At 39.1% G+C, this 15226-nt stretch carries 18 protein-coding genes and 4 pseudogenes; 21 read left to right on the forward strand and 1 reads right to left on the reverse strand.

Annotation, left to right across the window (positions count from 1 at the left end):
- The 13 genes and pseudogenes from YWE_RS27400 to YWE_RS0114875 all read left to right on the forward strand — a co-directional run bounded on the left by YWE_RS27400 (position 1) and on the right by YWE_RS0114875 (position 10281).
- Positions 1-3822 carry an RHS repeat-associated core domain-containing protein gene (locus YWE_RS27400; RefSeq protein WP_051323359.1) on the forward strand — a complete coding sequence of 1274 codons (3822 nt, stop codon included), beginning with the start codon at positions 1-3 and terminating at the stop codon, positions 3820-3822.
- Positions 3819-4214, forward strand: a complete 396-nt coding sequence (locus YWE_RS0114820; protein ID WP_029095251.1) for a hypothetical protein — start codon at positions 3819-3821, stop codon at positions 4212-4214. The genes YWE_RS27400 and YWE_RS0114820 overlap by 4 nt, the downstream gene beginning before the upstream one ends.
- Before the next feature lie 186 nt (positions 4215-4400).
- A pseudogene (locus tag YWE_RS31445) lies at positions 4401-4590 on the forward strand (RHS repeat-associated core domain-containing protein); the annotation flags it as partial.
- Between the two features lie 131 nt (positions 4591-4721).
- On the forward strand, positions 4722-4976 hold the full coding sequence (locus tag YWE_RS31450; RefSeq protein WP_227660016.1) for a hypothetical protein: 255 nt from the start codon (positions 4722-4724) through the stop codon (positions 4974-4976).
- Positions 4976-5461, forward strand: a complete 486-nt coding sequence (locus YWE_RS0114830) for a pentapeptide repeat-containing protein (protein ID WP_029095252.1) — start codon at positions 4976-4978, stop codon at positions 5459-5461. The genes YWE_RS31450 and YWE_RS0114830 overlap by 1 nt, the downstream gene beginning before the upstream one ends.
- Before the next feature lie 467 nt (positions 5462-5928).
- Entirely contained in the window at positions 5929-6282 is a 354-nt protein-coding gene (locus YWE_RS0114840; protein WP_029095254.1) for a hypothetical protein, read from the forward strand.
- Between the two features lie 153 nt (positions 6283-6435).
- Positions 6436-7155 (forward strand): RHS repeat-associated core domain-containing protein, encoded by a 720-nt coding sequence (locus YWE_RS31745; protein WP_345917565.1) that lies wholly within the window; start codon positions 6436-6438, stop codon positions 7153-7155.
- Positions 7155-7442 (forward strand): MafI2 family immunity protein, encoded by a 288-nt coding sequence (locus tag YWE_RS0114850; RefSeq protein WP_029095255.1) that lies wholly within the window; start codon positions 7155-7157, stop codon positions 7440-7442. Before YWE_RS31745 ends, YWE_RS0114850 begins: the two co-directional genes overlap by 1 nt.
- A gap of 112 nt (positions 7443-7554) precedes the next feature.
- Positions 7555-7791, forward strand: a complete 237-nt coding sequence (locus tag YWE_RS0114855; protein ID WP_029095256.1) for a hypothetical protein — start codon at positions 7555-7557, stop codon at positions 7789-7791.
- A gap of 99 nt (positions 7792-7890) precedes the next feature.
- Positions 7891-8148, forward strand: coding sequence for a hypothetical protein (locus YWE_RS0114860; RefSeq protein WP_029095257.1), 258 nt, complete (start codon positions 7891-7893; stop codon positions 8146-8148).
- Between the two features lie 289 nt (positions 8149-8437).
- Positions 8438-8794, forward strand: coding sequence for a hypothetical protein (locus YWE_RS0114865; RefSeq protein WP_029095258.1), 357 nt, complete (start codon positions 8438-8440; stop codon positions 8792-8794).
- A gap of 183 nt (positions 8795-8977) precedes the next feature.
- The gene (locus tag YWE_RS0114870; RefSeq protein WP_029095259.1) at positions 8978-9835 is read left to right on the forward strand and encodes an RHS repeat-associated core domain-containing protein; all 858 of its coding nucleotides are present in this window, start codon (positions 8978-8980) and stop codon (positions 9833-9835) included.
- Entirely contained in the window at positions 9832-10281 is a 450-nt protein-coding gene (locus YWE_RS0114875; protein ID WP_029095260.1) for a hypothetical protein, read from the forward strand. The genes YWE_RS0114870 and YWE_RS0114875 overlap by 4 nt, the downstream gene beginning before the upstream one ends.
- A 210-nt stretch (positions 10282-10491) precedes the next feature.
- On the opposite strand, the pseudogene YWE_RS29660 reads toward YWE_RS0114875, so the two are convergent.
- Positions 10492-10782, reverse strand: a pseudogene (locus YWE_RS29660) (integrase core domain-containing protein); the annotation flags it as partial.
- 143 nt (positions 10783-10925) lie between these two features.
- On the opposite strand from YWE_RS29660, the gene YWE_RS29040 reads away from it, so the two are divergent.
- The 8 genes and pseudogenes from YWE_RS29040 (at position 10926) to YWE_RS0114910 (ending at position 15187) form a co-directional block, all read left to right on the forward strand.
- A complete protein-coding gene (locus YWE_RS29040) occupies positions 10926-11486 on the forward strand; it encodes an RHS repeat-associated core domain-containing protein (RefSeq protein ID WP_248595858.1) in 561 nt (186 codons plus the stop codon).
- Positions 11483-11965: a pentapeptide repeat-containing protein gene (locus tag YWE_RS0114885; protein WP_029095262.1), complete on the forward strand. Its 483-nt coding sequence runs from the start codon at positions 11483-11485 to the stop codon at positions 11963-11965. Before YWE_RS29040 ends, YWE_RS0114885 begins: the two co-directional genes overlap by 4 nt.
- 30 nt (positions 11966-11995) lie before the next feature.
- Positions 11996-12163: pseudogene (locus tag YWE_RS31465) on the forward strand (RHS repeat-associated core domain-containing protein); the annotation flags it as partial.
- 18 nt (positions 12164-12181) lie between these two features.
- Positions 12182-12418 carry a hypothetical protein gene (locus tag YWE_RS31470; protein ID WP_227659972.1) on the forward strand — a complete coding sequence of 79 codons (237 nt, stop codon included), beginning with the start codon at positions 12182-12184 and terminating at the stop codon, positions 12416-12418.
- A gap of 167 nt (positions 12419-12585) precedes the next feature.
- Positions 12586-13014 carry a hypothetical protein gene (locus YWE_RS0114895; RefSeq protein WP_029095264.1) on the forward strand — a complete coding sequence of 143 codons (429 nt, stop codon included), beginning with the start codon at positions 12586-12588 and terminating at the stop codon, positions 13012-13014.
- Positions 13015-13173: 159 nt separating this feature from the next.
- Positions 13174-13638: pseudogene (locus tag YWE_RS27425) on the forward strand (IS5 family transposase); the annotation flags it as partial.
- A 149-nt stretch (positions 13639-13787) separates the two neighbouring features.
- Positions 13788-14177 carry an immunity 22 family protein gene (locus tag YWE_RS0114905; RefSeq protein WP_029095265.1) on the forward strand — a complete coding sequence of 130 codons (390 nt, stop codon included), beginning with the start codon at positions 13788-13790 and terminating at the stop codon, positions 14175-14177.
- A gap of 239 nt (positions 14178-14416) precedes the next feature.
- Positions 14417-15187, forward strand: a complete 771-nt coding sequence (locus tag YWE_RS0114910) for a lipoprotein YafT (protein ID WP_029095266.1) — start codon at positions 14417-14419, stop codon at positions 15185-15187.
- The last annotated feature ends 39 nt before the right edge of the window (positions 15188-15226 follow it).

Raw genomic sequence — 15226 nt, forward strand, 5'->3', positions numbered from 1 at the left:
ATGAAAGCAATTTTTAAAGGGGCAGGGAAAAACGCGAGTGAACTCGTTAAGGTTTGTAAGAAGTTTATACAAATCGCCGAAGAGCACAATCCTGGCATGAAAGTGAGAGATCATATTCGAACTCTCAGACAAAAGATTGATACAAATAAACATGCCAATGTAAATTCTAAAGTTCCAGAAGTCACCAATAATAAAAATAGCAGCTTACCTAATGAGCTGGATAATAAGCACAAGATCGAGTTAAAAGATGATACGCCTGATGCCAGTATCACAGGGAAGGATGCCAATGGTAATCCGACTCAGTCGGCACCTGAAACCCCTGTTGATGGCGATCCGATTTCTTTATGCTCTGGAGAAGAATTACTTTCTATCTCTGAAGGTAAGTTATTAGGTCTTTTACCGATGGAATGGAGCCGCTTCTACCGTACTAGTGCGAGTGAAATAAATAAGGGGCTGGGCTATGGTTGGAGCCATTCTTTATCCCATTATTTAACGTTTGCCAATGATAAAATTTTCTGGTCCGATCATGAAAATAAGACTACTGAGTTCCCGGCGCTGACTGCTGATACCTTAGTCGTCACCAATAAATTAGCTAAAGCAGCTATTTCATTTGGCGATCGGTATGAGAGTTATATCGTGACCTTTTCTAACGGTCAGGGTAAATATCACTTTGAACGGGAAGGCAGCTATGCACGGTTAGTCGCCATTAGTGATAAGTATCATAATACCGTTACGGTTCATTACACGTCTGAAGGCTATCTTAGCCATATTAAGAATGATACCTGTCGAATTTACTTTTCGTATAACTCATTAAATCTGATTGAGCAGGTGGCTCTGCAACGATATGAATCTGATAATCAGCATAATGAGTTCACATGGGTTTCAAAATCAGTTTTAGCCCGCTATGAATATAATTCTTTATTACAACTCGCTTGTGCGAGTAACGGTAATAACGAAAAAGAGCGTTATGAGTATGACGATCAGAATGTAATTATAAGCCGAGAACTGAGCGGTGGTGCGATTTTTCACTGGCAGTGGGAAGGTGAAGGAAAATCGGCTCGTTGTATCAGGCAATATAGTAATTTTGATAATTTCGATACCCAGTACGAATGGAATGATGAAACCAAAACCGTCAAATTGACGCGTAGTGACGGTAGTCAGCAAGTTTACCAACATGATAGTAACGCTCGTCTGATTTATGAAAAAGCCGCCGACGGGGCCGAAACCTTTAAAGAGTACGATGATAAAGGACAACTGGTTAAAATTACTGACCCTCTGGGAAAAGTTTCACAGTATTTTTATGATGATAGCGGCAATGTCAGTGCAAGTGTTAACCCCGATCGGCAAGTAACAAATTACGTCCATTTTCTGGGGGCCGTAAAACGCGTTTCTGTCGGTGAGGGGAAATCGACAAGAATTTGGTTAAATACCATTAACCAACATGGCGAAATCGTTGCAGCTAAAGACCCATCAGGTTGTGTAACGCGTTATTCGTTTTACGATAACGGTAAGATAGAGAGCGTGACTTACCCGGATGGTGTTCAAACACAGTATTTATGGGATAGCGTCGGGCGGCTAGTCGAAGAAAAGAGCAGTACTGGGGCATTATCTTATTATCGTTATGATGACTACGGTGTTAATCCCGTTCAGGTCGAAGATGAAAGCGGCAACGTTACTTTATATCAATGGGATTCATTAGGCCGTTTATTAAAGTGTACTTATCCCGACGGACGGAGTAGAGAATACCAATACAATCCTTACGGTAAAGTGACTCAGCTTACTGATGAAGCAGGTCGAATTACTGCTTATGAATATGCGGCACCTCTGCATTTATTAACGCATAAAACCTTGCCTGACGGCAGCGTTCTAAAATACCGGTATAACAATATTCACCTTCAGGTCAGCGAGATTGAAAACCAGAAGGGGGAAGTTTATCAGCTTCGTTATACTGCAACGGGCCTTATCAGCGAAGAGATTGGTTTTGATAACATCAAGACCACCTACGCTTATGATTTAAGCGGCCACCTTATTGAGAAGTGTGAGTTTGGCGATCGGCATGACGAAGAGCCGTTTATCACGCAATACGTTCGCGATCCGATGGGACGTTTGCTGAGTAAAATTCTTCCCGATGGGACTGAAGAACAATACAGCTATGATGATTTTGGCCAACTGACCAAAATTAAGTCTGACCAACAGTTGCTGGTTTGGGAATATGATATTGCCGGGCGTTTGACTGCAGAGCATCAGAACTGGGCGACGATCCGCCATCGTTATCATGAAGAGAGCGGAAAGCTATCCGGTACGCGATTGCCGGACGGGCAGTGGCTGGAATACCACCATCGTGACGGCCAGCTAAGGGGAATGACGCTCGACAGTCAGCCGCTAGCCGCGTTTGATTATAACAACAGCGGTAGGGAACGGGAGCGTCGGCAGGGAAACGGACTGATTAATCGTTATCAATATGACGATATGGGGCGCTTGTCTCAGCATTATTTACGCGAAGGGATGGGTTTTGATGATAATCCTCAAATCCTTTGGAAACAGGACTATCGTTATCAGGCTGATAACGAACTGTCGCAGGTTATCGGTAATAACGCCCGACGCTATAGCTATGATGATATCGGGCAATTAATCTCGAGCAGCAATCCAGATGCCAATCAGGAAGATCGCCACGCAGATCGTGTTGAAACCTTTAGCTATGATGCCGCAGGCAACCGGATTAGTGCAGAAAACAGCGCGGCCGGTAACCGTTTAGCCTTCTTTGGCGATCGCCATTTTGAGTATGACCGGTTTGGTAATCTGATTGCCGAACGCCGAGGCACTGCGCATAAATTACTGACCACCTATGAATATGACTGCCGTCACCGGTTAATTAAGCATGTTTCGCCCAATGGTCGAGTATCTACCTATACCTATGATGCCTTTAACCGACGTACCAGTAAGACGGTTGAGGGTAAGAAGACCGAGTTTATCTGGCAGGGCAGTAAGCTGATTGCTGAGTGTTCTGATAAAGATACGGTCTGGCGTAGTTATGTGTATGAACCCGGCAGTCATCGACCTCTGGTGCTGGTTGAAGGAAATGCAAAAAAGAATCAGAAAACCCGAACGTTTTGGTATCAAAATGATTATCTGGGTACACCGCATAGCCTGACGGATAGTTTAGGTGGATTGGTTTATAGCTGTACCTATAATGCCTATGGGCAGGTTCAAACCGAAACTCAACATCAGCAGGAAGAGCGCGGGTTGAGAGTGGAGACCAATCTTCGGTTTCAGGGGCAGTATGCGGATGAAGAAACCGGGCTCTTTTACAATTTAAATCGGTATTATGATCCGGCCTTGGGGCGGTATTTGACAGCGGACCCGATAGGGCTGGATGGTGGGTTGAATCCTTACGTTTATGTCAATGGAAATCCAGTAAGCTGGATAGATCCGTTGGGGTTGAGCCCGATTAATACTACACCATCAATGACACCAGAACCTACCGTCAGCTCTCCCAATGGTAGTGTCTCAGTTCCCGAACCTGAATTTAAGCCAGATTTTATTGTCTCACCGAACGGAACTGTTATGCCTACCAGCAAGGATGTAAATTTAGTTGATGCCCAACAAGAAGGCGGCTCGTGGTTTCAAATTCACAATACACATAATGATATGAAAGTTAATAGTGTTCCACATACTCATTTCCCTACCATTCATTTAAAAAGCATTGTTAGGGAAATAAAGAAAACAGATGGGGCAGACCTTGATAAAGCAGATAAATTGCTCCGTGATGGAACAATGAGAGAACGAATCGGTAGAAAAGATCGAGGGGGACCAATAAAATGAGTCAATTTATTTTAATTCCTATTAAATTAAAATATGAGGATAATCTAAATCATCTTGATTTTCTTTCTCCTGTAGATAGTAAGTTTTTAGAAGATATTTCCCATTGTTTAGATCTGTACAGTAAAAATTTTCATCTCTATACAGTAAATGATTTTGATAGCATTTGCATGGACGCTCAACAAAGTTTAGCCGAAGGAAAAAGCATAGAAGATACAAATCTATTCTTTATTCTGAATGTTATCCTAAAAATCACAACTGAATTTTTTGTATGGTACGGAAATGAATATCATGAGTTGGATATTGTGACAACCATGGATAAAGCTATCGAAAATATAGTGGAATCGTTAAAAAATAGTAGTGGTGAAATATATCTTCATTATAAATGTAGTTGAATAATAATATCTGGAAAGAGTGTCCGATCTTTCCAGATATTTTACTTATTTACTCTGTAATTTAATAACCATTCGACAAAGTTTAGGCTAATAATTACCGACTTACTGGTAGTAAATCCCAATGCTTCCAGCTAGTAGCCAATGGTGTAATAGCGTTTTGTTTTAACTTCTTTTTTAATGGAGACCAATCTTCGGTTTCAGGGGCAGTATGCCGATGAAGAGACTGGACTTCATTACAACCTGAATCGGTATTATGATCCGGCCTTGGGGCGGTATTTGACGGCTGACCCGATTAAGTTGGCGGGTGGGTTGAATCCTTACGTTTATGTTGATGGAAACCCTGTGAACTGGGTAGACCCGCTGGGGTTGAAGGGAATGCCGGGTTCCGAGACGAAGCCAACTGGCGATAGAAGTCCTGAGCCTACAGATGGGTCTCAAAGACATCGAGTTACCAAAGGCGCAGATGTCACTCCTGAAATAATTCAGGACGCTTTAAAAGGAGACTCGATGAAAACAGTTCAAGGTGAGGTATCCTTGCCTGTAGTTCAACGTTATGTAGATAAATTACTGAACGGTGAAGTTCCTCCGCTAATAAAAGTTGATGGGGACGTTATTGTTGAGGGTAATCATCGTTATGTAGCCGGAAAAATAGTGGGGCTAATTTCTGAATCAACACCTGGGGTGGTATCTCCTAGTCGAATACCATTGATAAAATTAATGTCAAATACCAAAATAGACCCTATCGATTGGAGTAACCATTGATGATCGTTATTACATTTGTAACTGATGAGACAACCAGAAAGTTCGATGTTGAGAATTTAGATGGATTTGATTTTTCAGGTGATTCATTACATACGGCTACTTTTGATGGTAATTCATTAAAAAATGCTATTTTCAGAAAAGCTAATTTGCGAAGTGCGAATTTAGCGAATTGTTTACTAGATGGTGCCGATTTTAAAGATGCTCTTTTGATGAATGCTAATTTCTTATCTTCCTCGCTAATGAATGTTGATATGCGTAATGCGCGTCTAAGCGGCGCATACTTTTCGGGTTCTAATATCGAAGGTTCTAATTTCTCAGGGGCGGATTTTTTTGATGCTAACTTTGATAAAACAAATTTAAAAGGTGCTAATTTGAATGGAACAAGAATAGAAACAGCCAGTTTCACAGATGCTATATATGATAAGGATACTGTTTGGCCAGTTGGTTTTTCGCCTGAAAATAAAGGGGCTAGAATAGTTCTATAGTATTGTTAATTGTTGTATCTAACTAATTAAACCTGACTAATTTTCAACCCGATTTGGCAAATAACTACCTCAGTTTATTGTCAAAATCGGGTAATGTCCCAACCAACTCAAATTGCAGCCAAAAGCCAAAAGCCTATGCTTCACTTATTCAAAGTTATTCTTCTAATCAGGTAGTAATTTTCGTATCCGGACGTTAATTTTTGGGTGTTAGGAAAAGAGCAGGGCTGGACCTACCAATATAATAATCAAAATGAAATTAACTGCATGGTCTCGCCGGGCGTGCAAGAGGCTCATTATCACTATGATTCGGAAGCTAATGAGTTAAATAGTACTATATCAATAAAACAGATATACCGATTAAAAGCGGTTCAGGAGTTACATTTAACGATCTTGCTCTCGAACAGTTAAGGCGTAATAAATTATCCACCGATAGGTTCACCAAATATACCTAAGGGGAGGTAAGTATCATGGATTATTATTTTGCTACATTAACAATAAAACCTATTGAAGGGGAGAATAAGAATGCGCAATTATTTAATTCAGCAGCAATACTAAGTAATATTTTAGGTGTTAAATTTGAAGAAGAATTGACTAATTTTTATGAGGAATATCCTGCTTATATTGCAGAAGATAAAAATTATGAATATGTACTTTTAGGCATTCCTGAACCCGAATATGATTTAAGTGATGAACCATCTGATGACTATGAACTTCAGATTTATTCACATGGTTGTTACGCGCTAGATGATAATTTTATTGATATTTCTGATCATTTTGAAAAACTAATAAATAGTAGTGGAGAAATATTTTGTTTTAAGTAATAAATATTTTTAGGGATTCTAGCATCTTGTCTGGCTGGGCAGTAAGTTGATAGCGGAGTGCTCATATAAAGATATGGTCGTAGCTATCTGTATGAATCGGGGAGCTTCCGGTCACTGACATTAGTCGAAGTAAATGCCAAGAAGAATCATAGGATTGGAACCTATTGGTATCAAAATGATTATCTGGGTACACCGCATAGCCTGACGGATAGTTTAGGTGGATTGGTTTATAGCTGTACCTATAATGCCTATGGGCAGGTTCAAACCGAAACTCAACATCAGCAGGAAGAGCGCGGGTTGAGAGTGGAGACCAATCTGCGGTTTCAGGGGCAGTATGCAGATGAAGAGACAGGGCTCTTTTATAATTTAAATCGATATTATGATCCGGGGTTAGGGCGGTATTTGACGCCGGATCCGATTGGTTTATTGGGCGGAGTAAATCAATATCAGTATGTTGATGGAAACCCGATTAATGCGTTTGATCCTTTGGGGCTACTCAAAACTGACACGTCAGGTCAAGAAGTAATTTTGGATAATAAAAGAGGATCAATAACATTTCCTCCAACTGTAAGTGCTCAAAAGCAACAACGACATTTGAAAGGAACAGCACCAGAAAATAAAGGGTATTTAGAAAATATAGAAGATGCCCAAAAAGTATTGGATGAGTATCGAGCTGGAAATTATAGATTTATAACTGAAAATCTACGTGAAAATGAAGTCACGATAGAAGTACCCTCTGTTACTGGAACCCATGTCAATGTTGGTAATCCAAATGGGTTGCCAGATTTAGTTCTAAAAACGAATGTATTTAAAATTCAATCTATCAAATCTCCAAAGATAGTGCCTGTAAACCCAACAAAAGGATCTGACTAATGAATGATGGGCTGCTACGTTTATCTGCGCAAAAAGCGTTATTATATTATTTGTTTCCTAAAGTACGAATGATTTCTATGGATGTAGTTGATTCGTTTTTACATATTCTTTTTATTGTCAGTGATGAATTAACCGAAGATGAAAAGGATATGATTTACACTGTCGGGGGGCAGATAGAAGGTGATTTCCTTGAGATTACTGATAGAAGGGTTGATTACGTTGTAAGCAAAGATAACATCGATGAACAGCCACAACTTAGATTACTTGTTTTAGCTCAGTTTGAGTAATTAAATTAGCTGGGAAAATATCCCAGCTTTATTTATTCTGTTAAGCTCAAGAGTTTCATCTTGGATTTTAGAGGAAACAAGGTACCTTTTTGATGTAGAGCATGAAGCCTGCATGAGCGAAATATATGAAGGGTATGACATAGATATGGGGGTTGTAACTTTAGCAGAGACAAATCAAGAATGTTACAACTACTTCTATAGAAAATGTAAGACGGCAATGGAATGTTTTATTATAAGCGAACGAGCTAAAGCTCTTGAGCGGAATTTGATTTCCGCAATATTAGCTGGATGGGGAGAATTATTGGAAGCTTTGGAAAGAGATTCTCGATATAATTTAGATGATAGATAAAATAATCATTGATATTATATGATTGATTTTTATATAATTTCCCGTTCTCGGTGCGAATTGGATGTTATTTGAAAATGGACTATAAACCGTAGGGGGTTTATGGAATATTATTTTTGTGATTTATCTATAGATAAAACTGAAGGTTTTTCTAATACAGCAATGTTATTAGGAACTGCACTAGGTGTATCTTTTCATAAGGATGAGAAATTCTTATTTGATGACGTTTTGGCATATATTGCAGAAACAGAAACTCTTAGGTTTATATTGTATAGTGTTCCTGATGATGAAGCCTCATTTTATGATGATATAAATTATTATCACCTTGAAGTAAGAGGTAAAAATAGACTTTACTACTGAAGTAGGGACTAATATCTCTAGTGAGATAAAAAGGAAAATAGAAGATAATGGAAGGTTACGGTGTGAAATAATGAAAAGTCCAGAGGATTAGTTTTTAAATATTGGTCTAATTGCCATCGGGTATGAGTGTAGTGGTACACTAAATTTGGCCACTATATATCCCGCAATAAGTGGGTTAAGAGGTGTGAAAAAGATAAGTTCACCTTTAGAATATATACTAAAGTACAAATGCAGAAAAATTAGATAATAGTGAAATAGTTGTTACTTTATAAGAGTATTAGAGGTACATATGACATACTATTTTGGTGACTTAAAAATAGAAAAAACAGATAGTTTTTCTAATGTAGCTTCGTTGTTAAGCGATGTTTTGGGTGTTCATTTTTATAAAGATGAAAATTTTACATTTGACGAAATATTAGCTTATATGGCCGATACCGCTGAGTTTGAATATATATTATATTGCGTGCCTGATGAAGAAGCCTCTTTCTATGATGATATAAGTTATTATCATCTTGAAGTTAGAAGCACAAATAAAGGTATGGGAGGCGTTAGGAAAAATATATCAAGCGAGATAAAAAATAAAATAGACAAATGTAATAAACTAAAGTGTGAGGTCATGAAGGCACCAGAAAGACTTATTGAATGATCAGTTAAGGTTGTTATATCTGCTAAAGATAGTGAAGAATTCATTAATGATAACGGTAAGCTAAATAGACCCTTTAATCGGCGTACCAGTAAAACGGTCGGCGGTAAGAAGACCGAGTTTATCTGGCAGGGCAGTAAGCTGATAGCCGAGTGTTCGGATAAGGACACTGTCTGGCGTAGCTATGTGTATGAACCAGGCAGCCACCGGCCTCTGGCGTTAGTGGAAGGTAATGCCAGAAAGAATCAGAAAACCCGAACGTTCTGGTATCAGAATGACCATTTAGGTACACCGCACAGTCTTACCGATAGTTTAGGTTCACTGGTTTATAGCTGTACCTATAATGCCTATGGGCAGGTTCAAACCGAAACTCAGCATCAGCAGGAAGAACACGAACTGAGAGTAGAGACCAACCTGCGGTTTCAGGGGCAGTATGCGGATGAGGAAACTGGGCTCTTTTACAATTTAAATCGGTATTATGATCCGGCCTTGGGGCGGTATTTGACGGCTGACCCGATTAAGTTGGCGGGTGGATTAAATCAGTATGCTTATGTGGATGGCAATCCGGTAAGCTGGATAGACCCATTGGGGCTGTTTAAGCAAAGTTCGACAGGATTTGAGAATAGTTCGGCCAGTACTGGAGAGCCCAAATTACCGACATCCTCAGGGGGGACGGGCAAGAATTACGACAAGGCTGATGGTCAAGGAGTATACGTTTTAAGGGATGAAAACAGTGATGTTAAATATGTTGGTAGGGGGGATGCCGAAGCAAGAACTACAACCCATTCTCGCAGCGATGATAAACACGAATTGGAAGCTGAGATTCTATGGGAAAATAATTTGTCAAAAGAGCAAGCTAAAGCACTGGAACAGTCTTTGATGGATTATTATGGTGGGGCAAAATCACAAGATAAGAATACTCCATTACTGAACGTTATACGTTCATACTCCGATAAAAATCCGAATGCAGCAAGTTACGATATCAAGTTATATCCAAATTTATTTAGAACAACATTGGAAATACTAGGAGAAACTCCAAAATGACAACAAAAATTAGTGTGGGCGATGTTATTATGATTCCCATAGCAAAAGTAGGTATAGTTCCTGCACAAGTATTATTTGTTTCTAAGAAATATAAGAATGTCATTCAGATGGGTGTTTATCAAACTTGTTTAACTTCCTCCAACGATGAGTTTAATTACTCTGATTCATTTTGTGAGTTAATTTATACAAGTCAAGAAATGATCAAGAAAGGAGATTGGATTTTAATAGGAAACCATCTTGTAGCGGAACAATATAAAGATTCATCTTTAAGAAATGTGGCTGGGAGTCTTTATATTAATGATGACTTCATTAGACGATTAGCACCTGATGAGTATAGTAAGTACCCTAAAATGTTAGTATCGGGAAGAGGTGCGGTAGAAAACAGAATAAGAAAGAATTTCCCAGAAAATATTTTGGATGGTAATCCCGAGAGACCTTGTCCATAATTTCAACGGCGAGGATGTTCAGAATTCTGTGTCAAGCAGCAGCGAAAATGGGGCTAGGTAGCTAAGCCGTGTAGCCACTGGCAAGGTTTGACACCCATTCAGTCAGGTGGTTTCCAGCAGGTTCATAATGACTGAAACAATCACAGGAACAGCATCGTGTCGCACCACAGAATTACTATCCATAATTCTGTGGTGGTTTTATCAACTGTATTAGTTCCAAATATTTTTTTGAGATTTCTGGGTTTTTAGCCATCAGCCGGTATTCTTCCGATGTCAGGTTATTTAGGGATTCATGAGGTCGCTCACTGTTGTATTCATTCAGCCAGTTCTCTGTTATCTCCCGGCTTCATTCAGTGTTCTGAATAGATAAAAATCCAGTACTTCTGTTCGGTACGTCCGGTTAAACCGTTCAATAAAAACGTTTTGCGTAGGCTTGCCCGGCTTGATAAATTCCAGCATCACGCCATGGTCTTCTGCCCACTGTGCCAGAGCCAGCGTAACGTTGCGGCGAACTCACATTGACGTAAGAGATCAGTTCTGCATCACATAGAATCCGTTAGTTAGTCGGTTAAGCTATTATCTGAATAGTAACATTATGATACAAGCATCAGCAGCAAGAACGTCGACTGAGAGTCGAGACCAATCTGCGGTTTCAGGGACAGTATGCGCATGAAGAAACCGGGCTCTTTTATAAATTAAATCGGTATTATGACCCGCGATTAGGTCGCTATTTGACGGCTGACCCGATTAAGTTGATTGGTGGGTTGAACCCTTACATTTATGTTGATGGAAATCCGGTAAGGTTGATAGATCCGTTGGGACTAAAGGGCATGCCGGGGTATGATTGGAAGCCTACAGGGGATCGCAATCCTGAACCTGAAGTAAAGAGATCTACGACTGGATCCGATATCGATGAAAAAACCATTCAAGATGCATTAAATGGAGATATTACAGAAACAGTCCAGAACGAGGTTTCTTTGCCAATGATCCAGCGTTATTACGACAGATTACAAAGCGGTGAAGTTCCTCCAGCAATTAGTATGGATGGGAATGTGATTACTGAAGGAAATCATCGGTATGTCGTAGGTAAAATTTTTGGAAAAATGCCAGAAGTGAAACCAGGGGTATTACCGCAATTTAAATTGGAATTTAAAAAACTTGTAGGTAAATTGAAAGTATCACCAAATGATTGGGATAAAAAATGATAACAATAGAATTTGAAACGGGGGAGTTACTTGAAATTCCATCAGAAACGTTGGTTGGTTGGGATTTTAGTAATCTTAATTTACATACAGCTATCTTTTTAAATATGAATTTGGATAGTGCATTATTCATTGATTGCTATTTAAGAAATACCATATTTAATGGTTCTTTAATGGTTAATGCAAATTTAAATAATTCAGTTTTAATAAATTCGTATTTAATGGAGGTGAACCTGTTTAATGCGAAATTATGTGATGTGGTTGCAAAATTTGCGAATTTTAGACGTTCAAATTTAAAGGAATCAAATTTTAATAATGCTATTGTAGATGAAGTGGATTTTTCTGAGTGTGATGTATGTGGTGCAAGTTTAAAATTTAAAAGCTATTTAAATGTTGATTTTAATAAAGCTATCTACAATGAAAATACCCAATGGCCTGATAATTTTAACCCAATTGAATATGGTGCTATTTTAATTAAATAAGCTGACCACCGGTTAATTATAGAGACTAACCTGCGGTTTCAGGGGCAGTATGCAGATGAAGAGACAGGGCTCTTTTACAATTTAAATCGGTATTATGATCCGGCCTTGGGGCGGTATTTGACGGCTGACCCGATTAAGTTAGCAGGTGGGTTGAATGTCTATATATATGTAGATGGGAATCCAATAAGAAGGGTCGATCCATTTGGGCTAAAGGGGATGTCTGGACAGCCGAGTAACTCTACGGGGGATCGCAATCCAGAACCGAATATTTCATCTCCAGATGGCTCACCATCTATTTTTAGGACAAAACTTGATAGGCAAATTGAAGAGTTAAGAAGTGGCAATGATATCTGGGTCGATGATATTTATGAGGCTAGGAATATTATTAATAATATGCCTGATTTAAGGCCCGGTGGAGGCGGTGATTATATCCCTGGTTATGGGTACATATAGAGGAGATCTTATTAATATTAATAATCCAGAGGATAAAGTTTTTGTCCATACATTAGGCAATCGAGATCATATGTATAGTGCCCATTTCAATTTAACAATTAGAGAAAAACAATTGGATGGGGAGCTTGAAAGAGTGATATCAGCTATTTTGATAAGAGGGGAATAATATGATTGATATGAAAAAATTATCTTCTAAGTTATTGTATAGGGAGAAAATTAGTGATGAGTTAAATGAAATTATTGTATCTCTTAAATTTTTTTATATTACAGATGATGAGTTTGAAGTTGAGGTGGAATTTGAGCCTCTTGGTATGGTTGGTGAAGGCGAAGGATGGTTATGGCGTTCGTCTAGGATGTCTTTATTTGAAGTTGAGAGTTTCATTAATGAATTTATAGGCATGAATCTAAGTGAATTGGTGGAATTACCTGACTCAGAGAAATATTGTTATTATGAGGGGGAGTTGTTTGATAAAAATGGGATGCAATCATTATTATTTGAAGAAAAATATTTTGCTGGTTATTTATTACTTCCAAAACTGCCCGATGGCAGTATCTGGAAAAAAAAACCATCTTTTGTAAAAACAGTTAGTATATAAAATTATGTAGCCTGATTGGAGTGTAAAAATATATTAATTTAAAATTAGCTAAATAAATGGCTAACCTGAAAAGTCTAAATAGGGCTTTGTTGAATAAATCGAACTTCTGGCTGCAATCAGGATCAGATCATCACATTCCTGATCCTGTAGCGGTATCCCATGGCAAAGCAAAAGTTCAAGATCACTAACTGGGCGGCCTACAAAAAGGCTCTCGTTAATCGTGGATCGCTGACATTCTGGCTTGATGAGTCGGCCATCCAGGCCTGGTACGACGAGCTAAAAACGTCTTCACGGGGGCGTCCACAACGTTATTCTACGTTAGCTATTTCCACCGTACTGATGCTCAAACGCGTCTTTCGCCTCACGCTACGTGCCGCTCAGGGATTTATTGATTCCATTTTTACGTTAATGAAGCTCCCGCTTCGTTGCCCGGATTATTCCTGCGTCAGCAGACGGGCTAAGTCCGTCTGCATCCCTTTTAAAAATCCCATGCGCGGCGAGATTGCTCATCTGGTTATCGATTCCACTGACTTAAAAGTCTTCGGTGAAGGCGAGTGGAAGGTGAAAAAGCACGGTCAGGAAAAGCGCCGTGTCTGGCGAAAACTGCACCTGGCCGTGGACACCGATAGAGAATACGGCAGCGTCGTAAGTTATAACTTATTTAATAGGCGTATTGAGCGAAAAATATCCGCTAGATTCTTTGATTTTTTTAAAGAGTATGTAGAACTGAGAACTGAAATTGTTTAGTAAATATAATAAGGACATAATTATTAATGGAAAAAGACAATCACGTATCTATATGGGCAGGTTACTCTCCAACAACTGAAAGCCTGGAAAAATATATTCTTATCCCTTACTCCGAAGACGGTGACCAATTGGGCTCTCAATTCTCTCATCAGTACCATATCAATAATGGCGGTTTTATTGATGAGGATTTTTTGGAACTCTCTTGTTTTGAACCGGTCAACAGCATACTGGAAGGTATGGAATGCTCATATTACGAATATGTATCTGAGCAGATTGAAAAAGCCGGAAAGCAGTTTGTTGAGCGGCGTATTAATTTTGCGATTCTCTATTTTAACTACGATTATTCGGGGGCAGTAAACGAGAGCCATCATGATGATATTTCAACCAAATTTATAGGTAGCTTTCCGTATCGATAAAAGTCGAAGTATCATGCATTATCTGACTATTATCCCTCTTGAAACACAAAATAATTTCGCTTAATAACCTCAAGAAAACTCTGATTTTCATCCTAATTATTATCGGTGATTTTATTGCGCCGATTAATCTATTTATCAGTCAGTTATCATCAATTCTTGATGTTTTTTAACCGCTAAATACGGTATATTATCCCATATAGTTTCGGGCGTGTTTCCGACCATGAAAAGGGATGTCAGTTATGTTGAATAAGCTAAAAAGAGGAATTCCTCTTTCCGTACTTTTTATACCAACTTTATTTATGTTTTCCGGGTGTACTTCAGAGCCGGCATCTAAAAATCCTACCTATGTTGCAGCCAAAGTAAATAAAGCTCAGTTAACTGATGAAGATGTTTTTGACAGCAATCTTAATCATGAAATAACCGAAGAAGATATCCAACGGGCAATTGCTCAGGCGGAACAAGGTTTTGTGTTACCCGCCCGTTCACCGGTTATTTTAGTACAGTCAGGTGCCACAACGCCGGATTCAGAAATGCAGTTGGAGATGAGTAAATATTATCGAGTTTCGGTTAATTCAGGGGTTCCGCCGACCAAAGCAAGAATTAATCGTAAGAGCGATGAGCCGGTGATCCAAAATAACTATATGAGAACACTACGGTTAGTCGGAGCTAAAGGCCGACAAAAGGCAATTATTGTTTACTGGGGAACCCTTGAGACGGGCAAAGTCGATGATAAAACCAATATGACGGTATGGAGTACTTATACCGGCGGTAAAATGCCGTCAGAAACTAAATCCATTCGTTATCTGCTCCGCTTTGCTTTAGTTGATGTAAAAACAGGCAATTGGGTGACTTACTCGCCAACTAATACGGAACGGGAATTTGTTCAGTCGTCATTTAATAACCAGAGTTCAGCAGGTACTCAGGCCACTCAAATAGATGAACTTAAACGCAATGCCTATGAGTTTGCCTCGCGGGATTTATCTACCCGCTATGAAAAGTACTCACGGTAGAGACATTAATTAGTTTTAGAATTCAACAAAAAGGGTTTG

Source organism: Budvicia aquatica DSM 5075 = ATCC 35567, from assembly GCF_000427805.1.
GTDB classification, from domain to species: domain Bacteria; phylum Pseudomonadota; class Gammaproteobacteria; order Enterobacterales; family Enterobacteriaceae; genus Budvicia; species Budvicia aquatica.

Excerpts from the sequence above, each read along its gene's own strand:
- YWE_RS0114895 (WP_029095264.1), top strand. The coding sequence starts at position 12,586 with ATGATTGATATGAAAAAATTATCTTCTAAGTTATTGTATAGGGAGAAA.
- YWE_RS0114830 (WP_029095252.1), top strand. The coding sequence starts at position 4,976 with ATGATCGTTATTACATTTGTAACTGATGAGACAACCAGAAAGTTCGAT.
- YWE_RS31450 (WP_227660016.1), top strand. The coding sequence starts at position 4,722 with ATGAAAACAGTTCAAGGTGAGGTATCCTTGCCTGTAGTTCAACGTTAT.
- YWE_RS0114885 (WP_029095262.1), top strand. The coding sequence starts at position 11,483 with ATGATAACAATAGAATTTGAAACGGGGGAGTTACTTGAAATTCCATCA.
- YWE_RS27400 (WP_051323359.1), top strand. The coding sequence starts at position 1 with ATGAAAGCAATTTTTAAAGGGGCAGGGAAAAACGCGAGTGAACTCGTT.
- YWE_RS0114855 (WP_029095256.1), top strand. The coding sequence starts at position 7,555 with ATGAGCGAAATATATGAAGGGTATGACATAGATATGGGGGTTGTAACT.
- YWE_RS31470 (WP_227659972.1), top strand. The coding sequence starts at position 12,182 with ATGTCTGGACAGCCGAGTAACTCTACGGGGGATCGCAATCCAGAACCG.
- YWE_RS0114860 (WP_029095257.1), top strand. The coding sequence starts at position 7,891 with ATGGAATATTATTTTTGTGATTTATCTATAGATAAAACTGAAGGTTTT.
- YWE_RS0114850 (WP_029095255.1), top strand. The coding sequence starts at position 7,155 with ATGAATGATGGGCTGCTACGTTTATCTGCGCAAAAAGCGTTATTATAT.
- YWE_RS0114820 (WP_029095251.1), top strand. The coding sequence starts at position 3,819 with ATGAGTCAATTTATTTTAATTCCTATTAAATTAAAATATGAGGATAAT.
- YWE_RS0114875 (WP_029095260.1), top strand. The coding sequence starts at position 9,832 with ATGACAACAAAAATTAGTGTGGGCGATGTTATTATGATTCCCATAGCA.
- YWE_RS0114910 (WP_029095266.1), top strand. The coding sequence starts at position 14,417 with ATGTTGAATAAGCTAAAAAGAGGAATTCCTCTTTCCGTACTTTTTATA.
- YWE_RS0114865 (WP_029095258.1), top strand. The coding sequence starts at position 8,438 with ATGACATACTATTTTGGTGACTTAAAAATAGAAAAAACAGATAGTTTT.
- YWE_RS0114840 (WP_029095254.1), top strand. The coding sequence starts at position 5,929 with ATGGATTATTATTTTGCTACATTAACAATAAAACCTATTGAAGGGGAG.
- YWE_RS0114905 (WP_029095265.1), top strand. The coding sequence starts at position 13,788 with ATGGAAAAAGACAATCACGTATCTATATGGGCAGGTTACTCTCCAACA.